General features: G+C 41.3%; 1 protein-coding gene. It reads left to right on the top strand.

Features of this window, described 5'->3' with window-relative positions; translation table 11 throughout:
- The coding region (locus AB840_RS15685) for an IS256 family transposase (RefSeq protein WP_048515734.1) at window positions 1–510 on the top strand (510 nt) is incomplete at its 5' end.
- Window positions 511–543: the final 33 nt, after the last annotated feature.

The raw sequence follows: 543 nt of genomic DNA, 5'->3' as shown, positions 1-543 counted from the left end.
ACAGACGGACTTTCAGGCATTCGTGAGCAGTTGCTAGAGTTATTTCCAAAGGCACGGCACCAATATTGCTATGTTCATCTTGCTCGCACGATTTCTCGGTTGGTTCGTCCGAAGGTACGTAAGGAAATCCTACTGGATTTCAAGTTGGTATACCGTGCTGGAAATGCCGAGGAAGCTGCAGAAAATCTAGGCAAGTTCTTGGGGAAATGGTCTGGGAAATATTCCAAACTAGCCAATATGTTTTCAAGTCAGGACGGACTCTTTGAGTTTTATCGTTTTCCAGCGAGTATTCAGAGGAGTATCTATACGTCGAACCTCATTGAAAATAATAATAAAGGATTAAAACATCATGCGAAGTTAAAAGAACAATTCCCAAACGAGGCATCACTGGAACGATTCGTTTGTACATATTACAGTGACTATAATCGAAAGCAAGCTGCTCGAATCCATTTAGGGTTCAATGCGGCCGAAAGTGATTTAGTGAATATGTTTGATAATCCTAATCGGTAAGAACAGCCTAAAATGCTTGCAGGAACGTTTACA

It is taken from the genome of Megasphaera cerevisiae DSM 20462, assembly GCF_001045675.1.
Classification (GTDB): Bacteria; Bacillota; Negativicutes; order Veillonellales; family Megasphaeraceae; genus Megasphaera; species Megasphaera cerevisiae.
Note: the sequence above shows the minus strand (reverse complement) of the source record. Positions and strands in the feature narration are given on the sequence as shown.